This window comes from Pseudooceanicola aestuariicola (genome assembly GCF_045763785.1).
In the GTDB taxonomy this organism is placed as follows: Bacteria; Pseudomonadota; Alphaproteobacteria; order Rhodobacterales; family Rhodobacteraceae; genus Pseudooceanicola.
This window is the reverse complement of sequence record NZ_JBJGSF010000001.1, coordinates 1067622-1083952: the sequence shown is the minus strand read 5'-3', so window position 1 is coordinate 1083952 and position 16331 is coordinate 1067622. Positions and strand designations below refer to the sequence as shown.

The window sequence follows — 16331 nt, the reverse complement described above, 5'->3', positions numbered from 1 at the left end:
GACCGTGTGCTTCTCAGTGCAACAGGAAGTAACGTAGTCTGAAGGAAATTAGTTTCATGCCGAAGTTCACCAATCGACAGCGCGTTGCGCTGCGGGTTCGCAGCAAACGCGATCCCGAGGCAGGTGTCACGCTGATCGAGATGATGGTCGTGCTGGTCATTATCGCCGTGGTTGCCGCCATGATCGTACCGAACGTGATCGGCCGCCCTGACGAAGCACGGGTCACGGTCGCGGGAACAGACCTGCGCACGATCACAAGCGCGCTTGAACTATACAAGCTGGACAATCGAACCTATCCCACGACGTCGCAGGGCCTATCGGCGTTGGTCGAACAGCCCAGTTCTGCCCCCGTGCCGACGAATTGGGCCTCTGACGGGTACCTGGATACAGTCCCGCAGGATCCTTGGGGGAATGACTATGTCTATCGCTCGCCCGGGCAAACGGGTGCGTTTGATCTGGTCAGCCTTGGCGCCAATGGTCGGCCCGGTGGCGACGGAGTGGATGCCGACATCATGGCTGCAGACCGCCGAAACGCCCAGAACTGATCTGGCATGACGGCAGTTACCGCCCCTTACCCCCGTCCAATTCGTCGCCAAGGCGAAGCAGGCGTGACACTGGTCGAAATTCTTGTGGTTCTGGCGATCCTCGGGGTGATGACCGGTGTGACGGCCCTTGCGCTGCCCTCAACGACGCGGACGACCACTCTGACGAACGAGGCAGAGTTGCTGGCCTCCCGTCTGGACGTCGCGGCCGAGCAAAGCCTGATGTCAGGACGTCCGGCGGCCTTGGACTGGGGCGACGGCGGTTATCGGTTCCTTGAGTGGACGGGGACGGAATGGACAACGCATCGCAACCCTCTTCTGGGAACACATCACCACATGGGGCAATCCAGCCTCAACGCGGATCGCATGGCAGCCCGCGACGGACGCATGGTGATCAAGGCCGACCTTTCGCCACCCGACACGCAGGCCGAAGATGGCACAGGCGAAGCAGTCGCAACACTCCGCTTGCGGGCGGCTGACGAGGAAATCAGCTTGCGCTTTGATGGTGCGACGGCTTGGGTGGTGACGCAATGACAGCCAGACATCAAAACCCCGAAGCAGGTTTCACCCTGATCGAGACGCTGGTCGCCATGGCCGTGCTGGCTGTTGCGGGGGTGACCTTGCTGACAGCCTCGGAACGGCATGCAGCGCAAACCGGCAAGCTGGTCGACCGGATCGGGGCGCGTTGGGTGGCCGAGAATGGTCTGGCGGCCGCAACGCTCAACATCGGAATGCAGCCAGAGTGGCAGCGCCAGTTGGGGCAGGATTGGCAAGTGTCGGAACTTCGCCAATCCGTACCGAACAGCGGGCTGGATCAGGTCACCGTGCTGGTCGCGCGCGCCGGTGGCGACCCGGAGGATACGACCGTCCGGCTGGTCGGCTACCTACCCGCGACAACGGAGGGGACGCAATGAAACGCCGCCTGATTTGGGCTATGGTCCTGCTGATGCTGGCCGGATTAACCGCGACTTTGATCCCGCCCGCGGTCACGCTGGCGCGCCATCTGGCCGGTCAGATCACGATACCCGTCGAAGGGCTGCGTCGTGACGCAACCGCCGCCCGGGATGAAACTGGCGTAGACATGGCTCCTATCCTTGCCTTCGCGCCTTTTGGCTTGCCGGTGCAGACTGCCACAGCGACCCAGACAAGCCCAAGCGCCAGTCGCTTGGATCTCACACTCAGCGGCGTGCTGGTCGCGCCCAAGCCGCAAGACTCCCGCGCTTTGATCGTACTGTCGGGGGCAGCAGGGTTCCACCGGATCGGGGACGAGCTGACAGCGGATGCGGTTCTGGTCGAGATCACGTCGGACAAGGTCGGGGTCGAGATAAATGCTGAGGTTCAATACTACGGGTTCGAAGGTCTGATGACAGATGACCCGCAGAACGTTGCAACCGCGGAGGTGCCCGAAGCCAAGCAAACCGGGTCTGCCGCGGATCGGTTCGCATCTTCCGTTGTTCCCGGTCGTGGATCACTGGACCTGCGCGAAGGACCACCGCCGGAATCGACACAGGAATACATTGCGTTGTGGCGGCAACGCATCATTGAAAACCCGAACAACGTATTAGCGACGATTGGTTTGGAGCCGGGATCGAATGGCTATACCATCAAGGAGAATCCCAACATTGGGGTCACGCTGGCTGGACTGAAAACGGGCGACGTTGTGACCCGGGTAAATGGGCAAACAGTCGGCGATCCCGCCCAAGATCAAAAGTACTACGACGAAATTGCCGCTTCGGGACACGCCCGGCTTGAGGTCGTGAGGGACGGCGAAAAAATCCTCATGTCATTCCCGCTGCGCTGACAGGAAAAGAATGCTGAACGTCTTCACAAAACTACTCGGGATCCTCTGCGTCGCAAGCCTGCTTGCGTCCGCTCCGCAATCAAGCCGGGCGCAACCGCTTGAGGATGTGGGCGATTATGTCATCAACCTGCGGAATGCAGATATCTCGGTTCTGGCCGAACAGGTGTCGGAAATCACCCGCCGCACGCTTGTCATCGACCCTGCGCTGTCGGGGGCGGTTTCTGTCATTTCGTCCGAGCCGCTGACCCAAGAAGGTGTCTGGGCGCTGTTCCAGTCGATCCTGCGTGTGCGTGGCTTCGTCGCCGTGGAAAACGGCGTCGTCTGGGAAATTGTGACGGAAACCAGCGCCCGGTCCAAAGGCATGTCGCTTGATTCCGCTGATGCCGGAAGCCTGGACGTCGTAACCAAGCTTTTGCCGCTGGACCGCCTGCCATCGGCAGAAGCGGTGCGGGTTTTGCGTCCGCTGGTGGCGGACGAAGGCTATATCGAGGCTTTGACCGATCCCAACGCGATCATCATCACCGACACGCAGGCCAACGTTGACCGGATCACCGAAATCGCTCGGACCTTCGACGGTCGGACGGTATTGCAGACCGAAGTCCTGCGCTTCAACTATGCCGATGCAACCGCCGTGCTGCAGGCCCTGAACGAGGTGCTGGGCACCTCTGGCACCGGGGCGCGTCTGTCGGTCGATCCGGCGTCGAACGTTCTGCTGGTGCGGGGCATGCCGGAAGATATCGCCCAGATCCGCGATCTGGCGCGCAACATGGATGTGGCACCACGCCGGAACCCGCAGGCGACCCTGCGTACCCATGTATACGAGCTGCAATATGCCGATGCCGAGGTCGTGGCGGAAATCGCGTCGCAAACCCTGCAGGGCGGCACGGACATCACCAACCCGGTCGCGGCCGCCGCTGATGAGGATGCGCCACCGCCCGTCGATAACGGCCCTGCCCCCGAAATCTCGGTTCAGGCTTCGACCGCCACCAATTCCATCGTGATCCGCGGCACGTCGCGTCAGATCGAAGAGGTGATCCAGATCATCCGGTCGCTAGACCAACGCCGCGCACAAGTTATGATCGAGGCCGCAATTGTCGAAGTGTCGGGCGATGTGGCGGACCGGCTTGGCGTGCAGTTGGGCCTTGGCCCCAGCCAGCCGACGCAAGGCATTGCTGCGACGTCCTTCTCCGAAGGGGGCACCAGTCTGGCGGCTGTGCTTGGGGCGCTTGGCGTACCACAGGGCTCCGCTCTGACGACGGGGCTGACGGTTGCTGGGACGGCCGACAACTTTGGCATTCTCATTCAGGCACTGTCGCAATCGACCAGCGCCAACTTGCTGTCCACCCCGTCGATCACGACGATGGACAACAAGTCCGCCACCATCGTGGTCGGTCAGAATGTCCCGTTCCGCACCGGGAATTTCGCCACCGACGGCAACACTGTCGCGCCCTTCACCACGATCGAACGGCGCGATGTCGGGATCACCATGCAAGTGCTGCCGCGCGTTACCTCAAACGGCATTGTCCGGCTTGAAATTGCACAAGAGGTCTCCTCTCTCGTTAATACGAACGTGCAGGGCGCGGCGGATTTGATCACCAACCGTCGCGTCATAGAGACGACCGTTCAGGCGCAAGATGGCGGCACCGTGGTCCTTGGCGGTCTGATCACCGATGACCAGCAGAACGTGAAATCCAAAGTGCCGGGTCTGGGCGATGTGCCTGTGATCGGCGGCTTGTTCCGTGCCAAGAACAAATCGCAGACCCGCCGGACGCTATTCGTGTTCATGCGTCCGACAATCATCGACAGTTCGCACAAGGCCAAGGCCGTTGCGAAACGCCAATACCAGCGCCTGCGCGCCGCCGACGCGGCCGAGCCGCCGCGTAACCTGCTGAAAGAGCGCAAGGTGGATAAGCTACCGCTAGAGATTAACGGGCTCTACTGACCGATCCGCCGTTCCGGGGCTGAAACTCTTCCCCTATGTGCGCCGTACCTTTCCATGAAACCAACCCGCCTTGACCAAGCACGGGTTGTGACGTCGCAGTGCGGGAGGTCTCATGACACTGAAAACGGTACTCGCGGGGCTATTTGTTGCCCTTTCAACGCAGCAACTGACGGCCCATGAGCTATGGATCGAGGCGGCGGATTGGCAGGTCGAAGCCGGGGAACCGATACAGGCCGACATCCGCAACGGCATCGAAATGGAAGGCCCCGCCTACCCCTGGATCGACGCAAGAGCGACGCGTGCCGAAGTCTTTTCCCCTGACGGAAGCGCCCCTTTCGCAGGTCTGCCGGGCGATCTGCCCGCGTTTCAGGTCCAGACCGACACACCGGGCCTTTACGGGCTGATCTATGAGACAAAGACGACACGCCTGACCTATGACAGCTTTGACCTTTTCCGGGAGTTCACTGAAGAAAAGGGCTGGCCCTCCGTGCTGGAGCAACATCTTGCCGAAGGCTATCCCCAAGAAAACTTGGCCGAAGTCTATGATCGTCACGTCAAAGCGTTGATCGCCGTCGGCGACGGCGCGGGCGAAGACGCCTATCGCGGCATGACGCATGAGATCGTGACCACAACCAACCCCTACACCATGGCGGCAGACCAACCCATGGAGGTGCGTGTCTATCACGACGATAAGCCCCGCCCTGACGCACGGGTCACTGTGTTCGAACGCAGCCCAGAGATGCAGGTTGACTTGATCACCCTGCAGACCGACGCTGATGGCCGTGCAAGTTTTCCGGTCAAACCGGGCTATGACTACCTTGTCGATACGGTCTACCTGCAGCGTGCAAGCGCCAAAGAGATGGGCACCTTTGGCGCGATCTGGAAGTCAAACTGGGCCGCTCTGACCTTCGGCGTTCCTGCCCGCTAACGGGCTTTGCTGGCAGCGCATGCTTTCCGAATTGAACGGTCGCAGGCTCACCGCAGGGTCAGCCAACATGTCAAATCTTGAGCGTTCTGCGTTTGACGGGCGCCCTACCCAATCCGATAGTTCGGGCTTTCGCGGGTGATCTGAACGTCGTGCACGTGGCTTTCCTTCAGCCCTGCCCCGGTGATCTGCACGAACTGGCAGTCCTTGCGCATTTCGTCGACCGTGGCGCAGCCGGTGTAGCCCATGGCGGCGCGGAGGCCTCCGACCAGCTGGTGGATCACCGCGCCGGCAGAGCCTTTGTAGGGCACCTGGCCCTCGATGCCTTCGGGGACCAGTTTGTCGCTGGCGGCGTCCTTCTGGAAATATCGGTCGGCAGAGCCGCGCGCCATGGCGCCCAAAGACCCCATGCCGCGGTAGGATTTGAAAGACCGGCCTTGGTACAGGATCACCTCGCCCGGGGATTCATCCGTGCCTGCGATCATCGACCCGACCATGGCGCAGGAGGCACCTGCCGCTATGGCCTTGGCGAAATCGCCCGAGAATTTGATGCCGCCGTCGGCGATCACCGGGGTGTCTCCGGCTGCGCCTGCGCAATCCATGATGGCGGTCAGCTGGGGCACGCCCACGCCCGCAACCATACGGGTGGTGCAGATGGAGCCCGGACCGATGCCAACTTTGACCGCGTCAGCGCCTGCGTCGATCAACGCCTTGGTGGCGTCGGCGGTAGCGACGTTGCCGGCGATGACCTGCACTTCGTTCGACAGTTTCTTGATGCGGGTCACGGCCTCTAGCACGCCTGCGGAGTGGCCGTGCGCGGTATCGACGACCACGACATCGACGCCCGCGTCGATCAGCGCCTCGGACCGTTCGAACCCGGCGTCGCCCACGCCCGACGCCGCCGCCACGCGCAGGCGGCCCAACTCGTCCTTGCAGGCGGTGGGGTTCAGTACCGATTTCTCGGTGTCTTTCAGGGTCAACAGGCCTGTCAGCTTGCCCGCGCCATCGGTGACCAGCAGTTTTTCGATCCGGCGTTCGCGCATCATTTCAATGGCTTGCTGACGATCTGCGGGTTCGACGAGAATTGCTAGATTGTCGCCCGACATCATCACCGATACGGGCGTTTCGTCCTTTTGGGCAAAGCGCATGTCGCGGTTCGTCACGATGCCCACGACGCGGCGCTGTTCGTCGACCACCGGGAAGCCGGTAAAGCCATAGCGTTCGGTCAATTCCTTGGCGTCGGCCAGGGTCTGATCGGGGGTCAGGGTCACGGGGTTGTAGACGATCCCGGATTCGAACCGTTTGACGCGGCGGACTTCATTCGCCTGCGCTTCGGTATCAAGGTTCTTGTGGATCACGCCAATGCCGCCGGCTTGGGCCATGCAGATGGCCATGCGGGCTTCGGTCACCGTGTCCATCGCAGAACTCAGCAAGGGGATATTCATCGAGATCGACTTGGTGACCTTAGTGCGTGTGTCTGCGGTTGAGGGCAGGACTGAGGACGCTGCAGGAACCAGCAGGACGTCGTCGAAGGTCAGGGCCGCGCGAATCTCCATGGGGTCTCTCCTTGGATGGGATCACTTGGCGCTTCCCTATTACATGGATGGGGGATGGGGAAAAGGGGTAAATCCGGTGTGCGGCGGAGTGTATCGGGATAGATGTTGGAGGCGGTGTTGGGGGGCGGTCCAAACTTTAGCCTACGTCCAGCGCAGGTTCGCCGGGTGGGCGAAAAAGGCTGGTGGTCTGCGATTTTTGGTACTGATGCAGACACGCTTTACGTGATCGCACAATTGTTTGGATCGCTGTGCCGAGCTGGTCATCGCCGAGGGCAGCGACCGACCCGGGGTGGCGCATAAGCGCCGCCCATGGGGGCGGGTCGGCGCTGCCCGGCGTTACCGCCGGGCGGGACCCTTGATCGACGCTACTACGATAATATTACTCAGACGGCTTCCCCGCCAACCTTGCCAGCACAGGAAAATACTCCTCCGCAAAGCCCGCCGCCTTGGCCATCTGCATTCGCGCCTCGGCCAGTTCCGCCCCGGGCGCGGACAGCCCGTATTCCCGTGCCAGATCAAGCGCGTAGGACACGTCCTTCAACGCGTAATCCGTGGGAAACGCCTGTTTCGGAAAGGTGTCGGGGATCATCGCCTTTTGCCCGTGGTTGCGCAGCGCAAAGCTGTCGCCCGACCCCTGAGAGATGATGTCGAACAAGGTCGCGCCCTCCATGCCAGCCGCCTGCCCCAGCGCCAGCGCTTCGGACAGGGCGACGACATTCTGGAACAGCACCATGTTGTTCAGGATCTTGGCCACCTGACCACAGCCCACAGGGCCGCAGTGCAGGATCGTGTCGCCAGCATGGGACAGGATCGGCAGAATGCGGTCGTGGGTGGCCTGATCCGCGCCGACCATGATGGCCAGAGTGCCCGCCTCGGCCGCCGCACGGGTGCGGGCGACGGGGGCGTCGGCGTAGTGGATGCCGCGCGCATTTGCCTGGGCCGCAAGCTCTCGGGTCAGGCCCACGGGCGCGGTGGACATGTCGACCAGTGTCGCACCGGACTGCATCTTGGGGATCAGCGCGCCTGCCACCTTTTCGACCTGCGGGCCGCCGGGCAGTGACAGGAACAGGATGTCGGCGCGGGCGGCGATCTCGTCTGCGCTGGCCTCCTCCGCGCCGAAGGCGGTCAACCGCGCCACCGGGTCAGGCGACAGGTCCGACACCAGCATCTTTGCGCCGGATTTTTGCAGCATATTCCGGCAGATAGGTTCCCCCATCACACCCAGACCGATGAATCCCAAGGTTGGTGTATCCGACATGGCTCCCCCCATTACGTCCTCAACTAACCGATCGGTAAGGAGTAATACGCCAGCGCCCCTTAGGCAATCGTGTCGCGAGGTTCAGGGGGCCGAGGCCTTCAGCGCGGCCGACACCGGGGCCAGCGCCACGCGGGATGCGCGGTCGGCAAGACCCCAGACCAAAAGCGCCTCGACCGTTTCGGGGCGCAGGCGGGTGACAAGGATCACCGTGCCCTCGACCCCGGCCTTAAAGGCGGAATTGTCCAGAAACCGGCGGATCACAGCGCTGTCTTGGCCTTCGCCGTCCAGATCGCGGAACACGGTCGCGGCGGGCACATCGCGGCGCGAGGCCAGCTTGCGCGTCGTATCCAGCCCGTCGGGATACAGCAACAGCCCATGTCCAGTTTCAGCCAGAATGGCGGCCAGTTGTTCGCCCATCGCCCGGTCGGATTGCAGCCCCAGATCGGGCGTTTCCATTACGGCCACCACTTCGTCCATGGTCGACAGCCAAGCTTGTGCTGCGTTTTCCAGATCAGGCGGCGTCGCGCCAGATGGCACGCTGGCCAGCGCCAGCACCTCGTAGCCGTCAGCGCGATATTTGCGCATGGCCTCTGCCGCGTCGTCGCGGATGACGGGTACGGCGATGGACAGCGGATAGGGGAAATTCGCGGGCAGCGGGTCGGTGGCTGTGCCGTCGTCGATCATCACAATGGACAGGATCGGCTTGGCCTCGGGATTGTCGAAATCAACCGCATAGGCGTCGATGGGCGGCAGGTTGTCAGATTGCGCGGGCTGAGCCTCTGCTGGCGTGGCCTGCGTTTCCGTGGGCACCGCGACAGGGGCAATCAGCCGCGTGCCGGGCGTGCCGGGCATAGCAGTGGTGCCGGGGGCGGTCTGGGCCGTGTCCGTGGTGTCCGTGGCGGGGGCTGGCGTTTCAGCCGGCTCTGCCCTCGGGGTGTCAGGCGGCAACACACCGACAAACCCGGTGGGCGGCGCGGGGCGGGTTTCAGCGGGCGCGGTCGTCTCAGCCTCAGCGGGCTGCGCCTCGGCAGTCGCTTCCGCATCATCGGAGCCGTCTTGAGTGGGCGCAGTCTCCCCCCTCTGCTCTGCCGCTGCCAAGGCCTCTCCGGCCTCTTCAGCGATCTCGGCCACCTGCTCTGCGATCTGATCCGTGGGATCGGCGGCATCAGTTTCCGCCGCGACCTCAGCCGTCGCATCGTTTGTCGCCGGGACCTCAGCCGCCTCGCTTTCCTGCCCCGCTACATCCTCTGTCACGCCCACGACCTGTGGGGACACCACGGCCATGTCTTCCAGATCCGTGGTCGGGAAGCCCGTGACCTCTTGCCCCGGTTCTGCGCGCGGGGGAACGGGCGTGTCCTTGTCGACGTCGGCCTGCGCTTCGGCCTCAGGGGCTTCGGGCGCGGGGGCCTGCGGGCTGGGATAGACCGGTGTGATCGGATCGGCCTGCGCCATGTCTTCGGTCGGACGGGGCGCGTCCGCATCCGCACCGGCCATATCGGTGACCGGCGCGCTCAGTTCTGGCGTGTCGATGGATTGCAGCGCCTCGGCCGCCAGTTCCAGCGTGTCGCCTTCGGGCCGTTCGGGGCGCGTCATGTCGGGGCGGTCGGGCGTATCGGTGGGCGCGGGCAATTTGACCGGGGCGTTGCCCGTGGTCTGATCCAGAGCGCTCGTCTCTGGCCCCTCGGGCGTATCGACGGTTTCGGGGCTGGATTTCAGCACCGGAATGGACAGCGACAGAACGCCGCCGACCACCAGGGCGATGGCCAGTCCGGAAACGCCTCCCAAAATGATACCGCGTAGCACGCTCTGCTCTCCTGTTTCGCCGGGTCGGCCCGGTCTTGGCGTTTCGCCCTGCGCCAGATTAGCGACCTTGCGACCGCCACCGGGCTTGACCTTGCCACGGGCCGCGGATCATCTAGGCCCCGCAGGGCCGCCGCGCAAGCGGGTCATACCCGTCTGACCGGCCCTGAGGTAAAATTTGCCGTGGCGCCAGAGTATGATACCACGAATTCCAGCCTAGGCCAGTGGGTCGGCCCCATACCCCTGTACCGCCCGCCGGGTGGCCAAGAAGACGCGAAAAGGACAGCCATGAGCGACGCTTTGAAACCGATGATCGCAGCCGCGCCCGAACGCCCACTGACCCGGAACGAGGCCGAGGCCGCCTTTGACATCCTGTTCGAAGGTCAGGCGACGCCTGCGCAGATCGGCGGATTCCTGATGGCGCTGCGCACGCGGGGCGAAACGGTCGAAGAATACGCCGCAGCCGCCCGCGTCATGCGGATGAAATGCAACCCGGTCAGCGCCCCGGACGGAGCGATCGACATCGTCGGCACCGGGGGCGACGGCAAGGGGACGCTGAACATTTCAACCGCGACGGCCTTTGTGGTGGCGGGCGCAGGTGTCGTCGTGGCCAAACACGGCAACCGCAACCTGTCGTCGAAATCCGGCGCGGCGGATGCGCTGTCGGCCATGGGCGTGGACGTCATGGTAGGGCCGGACGTGGTGCAAAAGGCGCTGGATCAGGTGGGGATCGGTTTCATGATGGCGCCGATGCACCATCCCGCGATCAAACACGTCATGCCCGCGCGGCAGGAATTGGGCACGCGGACGATCTTCAACATCCTTGGGCCGCTGACCAACCCCGCAGGCGTCAAACGCCAGCTAACGGGGGCATTTTCGCGCGACCTGATCCGCCCCATGGCCGAAACCCTTGGCCAGTTGGGGGCCGAGTGCGCCTGGCTGGTACACGGATCGGACGGCACGGACGAACTGGCGATTTCGGGCGTGTCTTGGGTGGCTGCGCTGAATGGCGACGGCACGGTGCACGACATGGAAATCCACCCAGAAGACGCGGGCCTGTCCCCCCATCCGTTCGAAGCGATCCTAGGCGGCACCCCCGAAGAGAACGGCCGCGCTTTCCGCGCGCTTCTGGCGGGCGAACCCTCGGCCTATCGCGATGCGGTGTTGCTGAACGCCGCGGCGGCGCTGCTGGTCGCGGGCAAGGTCGATGCCCTGCCCGATGGCGTGGCGCTGGCCGCGGAAAGCATCGATAGCGGCCGGGCACAGGAAAAGATCGAAGGGCTGGCGCGGATCACCTCGGCGGGCTGAGGCATGACCCAGCCCCCCGCCGCTTGGGCCGATCTGCCCTTTTTCACCGATAGCTACCCGGCGATCGCGGCGCTGGCCGACGGTCCCGACATCCTGCCCCCCGCGCCTCAACGCTTTGCGGCGCTGGACGCCTGTGCGCCAGATGACACCCGCGTCGTGATCTTGGGTCAGGATCCTTATCCGACGCCGGGCCATGCGCATGGGCTGGCCTTTTCGGTTGAACCCGACGTCCGGCCCCTGCCCCGATCTTTGTCGAATATCTACAAAGAGATGGACAGCGATCTGGGCGGACACCCCGCCACGGGCGATCTGCGCCACTGGGCCCGGCAGGGCGTACTGCTGCTGAACACCGCGCTGACAGTGCCCGCGGGCAACGCAGGCGGTCACGCCAAACTGGGGTGGAGCGATCTGACCCGCCAAGTGCTGACCCGGCTGTCCGACGCACCGCGGGCCTTTGTCCTTTGGGGCAAGCCCGCGCAATCCTTTGACCGCTACATCACGCCGCCAACATCAGGCCCCGATCACCTGATCCTGCGGTCGCCCCATCCCTCGCCCCTGTCCGCCCGCAGGGGATTTTTCGACTCGCGCCCATTTTCATCGGTAAACAACTGGCTTAGTGAAAGGGGACTGCCCCCGATCGACTGGATAGGCCCCCAATGACCGAAACTGTTCTGGACCGTATCAAGGCCTACAAACTTGACGAAGTGGCCGCCGACAAAGAGGCCCGCCCCCTGTCGGACGTCGAAGCCGCCGCGCGCGATGCTGGCGACGTACGACCCTTTGCAAAGGCCCTGCAAAAGGCGATGCGCAAGGGCTATGGCCTGATCGCCGAAGTGAAAAAGGCCAGCCCTTCCAAAGGCTTGATCCGCGAAGATTTCGACCCCGCCGCGCTGGCCGAAGCCTATGCCGCCGGTGGCGCGACCTGCCTGTCGGTGCTGACGGACACGCCGTCCTTCCAAGGCGCCAAAGACTTCTTGGTGCAGGCCCGCGCGGCCTGTGACCTGCCCGTCCTGCGCAAGGATTTCATGTACGACACCTATCAGGTTGCCGAAGCCCGCGCGCTTGGGGCCGATTGTATCCTGCTGATCATGGCCTCGCTCGAAGACGGTCAGGCGGCCGAGTTGGAGGCCGCGGCCTTTGACTGGGGCATGGACGTGCTGATCGAAGTGCACAACGAAGAAGAGCTGGAGCGCGCGGTCAATCTGAAATCGCCCCTGCTGGGGATCAACAACCGCAACCTCAAGACCTTTGAAACCTCGCTCGACACCACGCGTACCCTGTCGCGGCTGGCGCCCGAAGATCGCATGCTGATCTCTGAGTCCGGCCTTTTCACGCCGGACGATCTGGCGGACATGGCACAATACGGCGCGCGTTGCTTCCTGATCGGCGAAAGCCTGATGCGGAAGGACGACGTCGAAGCCGCAGCCCGCGAACTGCTGGCCAACCCTGCCGGGGGTCTGGGCCAAGGGGGCGGGCTATGAGCCTGACGCATTTCGACGCCGCCGGTCAGGCGCATATGGTCGATGTCTCGGACAAGGCCGACACCGACCGGATCGCCGTTGCGGTCTGCCATATCAAGATGCTGCCCGAAACGCTGGCGCTGATCGAAAGCGGCACGGCGAAAAAGGGTGACGTGCTAGGAATCGCGCGGCTGGCGGGGATTATGGGGGCCAAGAAGACCTCTGATCTGATCCCGCTGTGCCACCCCCTGCCGATCACCAAAGTGACCGTCGATTTGACGCCTGACGCCGATCTTCCGGGCGTCCAGATCGAAGCGACCGTTAAGACAACCGGCAAGACCGGGGTCGAGATGGAAGCGCTGACAGCCGCAAGCACCGCCGCGCTAACTGTGTACGATATGTGCAAGGCCGTGGATCGCGGCATGCAGGTTGGCGGACTACAGGTGGCGCTGAAAGATGGCGGTAAGTCAGGGCGTTATGAGGCGAAGTTATGATCACCGTCGCTGAGGCGCTTGATCACTTATTTGCAATTTCTGCCACGCTCGACGGGGAAGAGGTTCCGCTGATCCAGGCCGCTGGTCGGGTGCTGAACACCCCGGTTCAGGCGCGTCGCGACCAGCCGCCCTTTGCCGCCTCGGCCATGGACGGATATGCGGTGCGTTCGGCGGATATGGGCGACGGCGCGGGTTTTGATGTGATCGGCGAAGCGGCAGCCGGAACAGGGTTCGACGGGTCTGTCGGCGCAGGCCAAGCGGTGCGCATCTTCACCGGTGCGCCGGTTCCAGAGGGCGCGGATGTCGTAGTTATCCAAGAGGACGTCACCCGCGACGGCGACCGCATCACCATAACAGGCACCCCCGGCGACGGCGCCAACATCCGCCCTGCTGGCGGCGATTTCCGCATCGGTGACCAGATCAGCGCGCCGCGCGTGATCTCGGCCGCGGATGTGGCGTTGATGGCGTCGATGAACATCCCCCGCGTGCCCGTCACCCGCCGCCCCCGTGTGGCGCTGATCGCGACGGGTGACGAATTGGTCCAGCCCGGCGAAACCCCCGGCCCCGACCAGATTGTTGCGTCGAATTCCTACGGGCTGCACGCGCTGTTCACCGCTGCAGGGGCCGAGGTGCGCCTGCTGCCCATCGCCCGCGACCGGATCGACGCACTGGAAACCGTCTTCGCCCTGACCCGCGAAGGCGCGGCGCCTGCCGATCTGATCGTCACCATCGGCGGCGCGTCGGTGGGGGACCATGACCTTGTGGCCAAGGCCGCGGCAGGCATGGGGATGGAACAATCCTTCTACAAGGTCGCGATGCGCCCCGGCAAACCGCTGATGGCGGGGCGGCTGGGCAGCGCGGCGATGGTCGGCCTGCCGGGAAATCCGGTGTCGGCCATGGTCTGCGGCCATATCTTCGTGGTGCCGATGCTGCGGCACATGCTGGGTCTTGGCGCCGCCCCCGCGCCGCGTCGGACCGGAGTACTGGCCGTGGATGTGGAGGCAAACGGCGGGCGCGAACACTACATGCGGGCCGAGGTGACGGACGACGGTATCGTTCCGGCAACACGTCAGGATTCCGCTTTGTTGTCCGTGCTATCCGGGTCGGGCGCATTATTGGTGCGTGCGCCGAATGCGCCTGCGGCGACGGCCGGGGATACGGTCGAGTATCTGGCGATTTGAGTAGCCTGTACCCAAAGAAAAAACCTTTGTTCCTAAGCTCCGCGCGGAGTGAAACACCGGGCAGCGGGCCGATGGCCTCAGCCCCTTTGCTTCACCGTTCGCAGTGACCGCAAAGCCCTACAATTTCAACACCCACACCGATCAAGTGGTCCGCCCGGCGGATACGCCGGGCAGCGCCCGACCCGCCCCCATGGGCGGGCGCTTTTGCGCCCACCCTCGGGCCGGTCGCTGCCCTCCTCGTGTTTGCCCAGCCAAAAGCAAGCGCCCCCACTTACCCACCGGTAAGTAAACATTGACGCCCCACCCCCGCCTCCATAGCCTGCCGGAACCCCAAGGGACACAGCGTCAGGAGGAGGACGCGCAATGCCATCCAATACCCCGCTGGCGGGCGTGAAGGTCATCGACCTGACCCGCGTCTATTCCGGCCCCTATTGCGCCTTCCTCATGGCACAGGCCGGGGCCGAGGTTATCAAGGTCGAACCGACCGACGGGGAATCCGTGCGCAAACGCCATGCCACAGGCGGCGCGGCCCTGCCCTTTGCCTTCCTCAACGCCAACAAGCGCAGCGTGACCTGTGATTTCAAAACGCCCGAAGGGCTGGCGATGATGGAGCGTCTGATCGCCGACGCCGATGTGCTGATCGAAAACTTCCGCCCCGGCGTATTGGACCGTTTGGGCCTTGGCGCCGAAAGGCTCTCTCAGATCAACCCGCAGCTGATCGTCGCGCGCAATTCCGGCTATGGGCAGACGGGCCCCTACCGCGATTACCTTGCCATGGACCTGACGGTACAGGCCGCCGTGGGGATCATCGACAGCACCGGGTTTCCCGGCGAAACGCCTGTCAAAGCTGGCCCTGCGATGACAGATTTCGTTGCAGGCACACACCTTTACGGGGCGATTGTCACCGCGCTCTGGCACCGGGACCGGACCGGAGAGATCCTGTCGCCCGATATCTCGATGATGGATACCAACCTGCCGACGCTGATGTCGAACCTTGCCGCCGCATGGGCCAACCGCGACGACCCCACCTTCGAGGCCCGCACCGGCAGCCGCCACGGGGGGATGAGCCTTGCGCCCTACAACGTCTATCCCGCCGCTGATGGATACGTCGCGATCATCGCGGTCGCGGAACACCATTGGCACGCCACCGCCCGCGCGCTGAAGCGCGAAGACATGCTGACAGACCCAAGGTTCGAAAACCTGAAAACCCGCTGCGCCAATATGGATGCGTTTGATGCCGAACTCGGCCGGACCACCGCGCAGCATACCCGGGACGACCTGCGCCACCTGCTGTCGGACAACGGGGCCATCTGCGCCCCCGTCATGAAACTGACCGAGGTGCTGCGCGATCCCCACTTGCACGACCGCGGCCTTCTGCACCACGTCGATCACCCGGAATATGGGCGCATGGTTCTGATGCAGACGCCGATGCGCTATGCCGGGGTCGATCCGGTCAGCTACCTGCCGTCGCGCCGCTTGGGCGAAGATAATGACGATATTCTTCAAGGGCTTGGCTACAGCGCTGACGACATTGCCGCGCTGCGTAGCAAAGGTGTGATCTAGGCCTCGATCAGGCTCAGACGTTCCAGATCGCTGGCGCAACCTTGCAGAACCTCGTGCAGCGATCGCGATGGCGCGGCCCATCCGTCCGTTTCCGCGGTCAGCGGTTGCCAAAGCATCCCCTCCCCGTCAGTCAGCGTTGCCTTGGACTTTGGCGTCAGCGGGATCAGCACGACGTCCCAGACCTCGGGGTCGCCGATCGGCAACAGGCCCAGACGCTCGGGCTGGCCGGGGCGGATCATGGTGATTAGCGGCGCGATGGCCTGACGCGCGGCGCCGATCGGATCCGCGCCGGGATCGGGAAGGAACGTCGGGAAATGCACCGGACCATCGCCCGTCTGACGCAGCAATACGTCTATGCCACTGTCGGCTTTACGGAAAACGACGGGAACAAGAACGGGTTCGGGCATCCACAGACCTTTAATGACCTGCGGCCAGCCTATCCCATTGGACAGCGGCGGAAAAGATCGAAACTACGGTATGGTGCGACGATCTTGGGGCTGC

General features: G+C 63.8%; 16 protein-coding genes. 12 read left to right on the top strand and 4 right to left on the bottom strand.

Translation table 11 applies throughout. The features are described 5' to 3' along the window. Positions 1-56 precede the first annotated feature (56 nt). From gspG to ACI3GR_RS04895, 6 genes are all read left to right on the top strand, one after another. Positions 57-545, top strand: coding sequence for a type II secretion system major pseudopilin GspG (gspG, locus tag ACI3GR_RS04920; protein ID WP_407492954.1), 489 nt, complete (start codon positions 57-59; stop codon positions 543-545). Between the two features lie 6 nt (positions 546-551). Further along, positions 552-1076, top strand: coding sequence for a prepilin-type N-terminal cleavage/methylation domain-containing protein (locus tag ACI3GR_RS04915; RefSeq protein WP_407492953.1), 525 nt, complete (start codon positions 552-554; stop codon positions 1074-1076). Continuing rightward, the gene (gene gspI / locus ACI3GR_RS04910; RefSeq protein WP_407492952.1) at positions 1073-1456 is read left to right on the top strand and encodes a type II secretion system minor pseudopilin GspI; all 384 of its coding nucleotides are present in this window, start codon (positions 1073-1075) and stop codon (positions 1454-1456) included. The genes ACI3GR_RS04915 and gspI overlap by 4 nt, the downstream gene beginning before the upstream one ends. Continuing rightward, on the top strand, positions 1453-2343 hold the full coding sequence (locus ACI3GR_RS04905) for a type II secretion system protein N (protein ID WP_407492950.1): 891 nt from the start codon (positions 1453-1455) through the stop codon (positions 2341-2343). Before gspI ends, ACI3GR_RS04905 begins: the two co-directional genes overlap by 4 nt. Positions 2344-2353: 10 nt before the next feature. Further along, positions 2354-4285, top strand: a complete 1932-nt coding sequence (gene gspD / locus ACI3GR_RS04900) for a type II secretion system secretin GspD (protein WP_407492948.1) — start codon at positions 2354-2356, stop codon at positions 4283-4285. 112 nt (positions 4286-4397) lie between these two features. Beyond that, positions 4398-5213 carry a DUF4198 domain-containing protein gene (locus ACI3GR_RS04895; RefSeq protein ID WP_407492947.1) on the top strand — a complete coding sequence of 272 codons (816 nt, stop codon included), beginning with the start codon at positions 4398-4400 and terminating at the stop codon, positions 5211-5213. 104 nt (positions 5214-5317) lie between these two features. On the opposite strand, the gene guaB is transcribed toward ACI3GR_RS04895, so the two are convergent. From guaB to ACI3GR_RS04880, 3 genes are all read right to left on the bottom strand, one after another. After that, the gene (guaB, locus tag ACI3GR_RS04890) at positions 5318-6766 is read right to left on the bottom strand and encodes an IMP dehydrogenase (RefSeq protein WP_407492946.1); all 1449 of its coding nucleotides are present in this window, start codon (positions 6764-6766) and stop codon (positions 5318-5320) included. A 379-nt stretch (positions 6767-7145) separates the two neighbouring features. Continuing rightward, entirely contained in the window at positions 7146-8024 is an 879-nt protein-coding gene (locus ACI3GR_RS04885) for an NAD(P)-dependent oxidoreductase (protein ID WP_407492945.1), read from the bottom strand. A gap of 81 nt (positions 8025-8105) precedes the next feature. Then, complete coding sequence (locus ACI3GR_RS04880) at positions 8106-9827, bottom strand: divergent polysaccharide deacetylase family protein (RefSeq protein WP_407492944.1); 1722 nt, start codon at positions 9825-9827, stop codon at positions 8106-8108. A gap of 285 nt (positions 9828-10112) precedes the next feature. Here ACI3GR_RS04880 and trpD point away from each other — a divergent pair, with 285 nt between their 5' ends. The 6 genes from trpD to ACI3GR_RS04850 all read left to right on the top strand — a co-directional run bounded on the left by trpD (position 10113) and on the right by ACI3GR_RS04850 (position 15830). Next, a complete protein-coding gene (gene trpD, locus ACI3GR_RS04875) occupies positions 10113-11132 on the top strand; it encodes an anthranilate phosphoribosyltransferase (RefSeq protein ID WP_407492943.1) in 1020 nt (339 codons plus the stop codon). 3 nt (positions 11133-11135) lie between these two features. Further along, the gene (locus ACI3GR_RS04870; protein WP_407492942.1) at positions 11136-11792 is read left to right on the top strand and encodes a uracil-DNA glycosylase; all 657 of its coding nucleotides are present in this window, start codon (positions 11136-11138) and stop codon (positions 11790-11792) included. Continuing rightward, complete coding sequence (gene trpC, locus ACI3GR_RS04865) at positions 11789-12613, top strand: indole-3-glycerol phosphate synthase TrpC (RefSeq protein WP_407492941.1); 825 nt, start codon at positions 11789-11791, stop codon at positions 12611-12613. The genes ACI3GR_RS04870 and trpC overlap by 4 nt, the downstream gene beginning before the upstream one ends. Beyond that, entirely contained in the window at positions 12610-13086 is a 477-nt protein-coding gene (gene moaC / locus ACI3GR_RS04860; protein ID WP_407492939.1) for a cyclic pyranopterin monophosphate synthase MoaC, read from the top strand. The genes trpC and moaC overlap by 4 nt, the downstream gene beginning before the upstream one ends. Next, complete coding sequence (locus ACI3GR_RS04855; protein WP_407492938.1) at positions 13083-14267, top strand: molybdopterin molybdotransferase MoeA; 1185 nt, start codon at positions 13083-13085, stop codon at positions 14265-14267. The genes moaC and ACI3GR_RS04855 overlap by 4 nt, the downstream gene beginning before the upstream one ends. A gap of 363 nt (positions 14268-14630) precedes the next feature. Beyond that, on the top strand, positions 14631-15830 hold the full coding sequence (locus ACI3GR_RS04850) for a CaiB/BaiF CoA transferase family protein (protein ID WP_407492937.1): 1200 nt from the start codon (positions 14631-14633) through the stop codon (positions 15828-15830). Here the strand turns inward: ACI3GR_RS04850 and ACI3GR_RS04845 are convergent. Further along, positions 15827-16237, bottom strand: coding sequence for a hypothetical protein (locus ACI3GR_RS04845; RefSeq protein ID WP_407492936.1), 411 nt, complete (start codon positions 16235-16237; stop codon positions 15827-15829). The two genes, ACI3GR_RS04850 and ACI3GR_RS04845, sit on opposite strands and share 4 nt — an antisense overlap. Positions 16238-16331: the final 94 nt, after the last annotated feature.